At 27.7% G+C, this 386-nt stretch carries 1 protein-coding gene; it reads right to left on the bottom strand.

Annotated elements, in window-relative coordinates; translation table 11 throughout:
- Window positions 1-17: 17 nt before the first annotated feature.
- Window positions 18-386, bottom strand: a 369-nt coding sequence (locus KDK95_RS39175) for a hypothetical protein (protein ID WP_212522690.1), incomplete at its 5' end; no start/stop codon positions are given.

The following is a 386-nucleotide window of genomic DNA, read 5'->3' as shown; positions in this document are numbered from 1 at the left end:
CATTTAAGATATGGTTTCTACACGCCCCAAAGCATTTCCCCATAGGTATTATTTTTTATGACTTTATCAATGGATTTCTTACGTTTCTTCTGTTGTGGACTATTCGTTTTTCTATAGTTTGCACCATTCGATAATTGAACATTTTGTTCAGCTATGTTTGTAGCAATAATAGTTAAGAACATTGCGACTGCTACTGGATATTTTTTAAATATAAACATAAACATTTTAAAAGCTTTCTTTCTGTCAGAAAGTTTGTGAGTATTATAAATTTTTATATGTGTTAAAACTAAAATTAACGGAATTGCAAATAAAGTTGGTAAACTAAATTTAACATTATAATCATAAGACCTTATAGCAGTAAAGGTTACCGCTGATAAATAAAATAA

It is taken from the genome of Actinospica acidithermotolerans, assembly GCF_018139625.1.
Taxonomy (GTDB): Bacteria; Actinomycetota; Actinomycetes; order Streptomycetales; family Catenulisporaceae; genus Actinospica; species Actinospica acidithermotolerans.
Note: the sequence above shows the minus strand (reverse complement) of the source record. Positions and strands in the feature narration are given on the sequence as shown.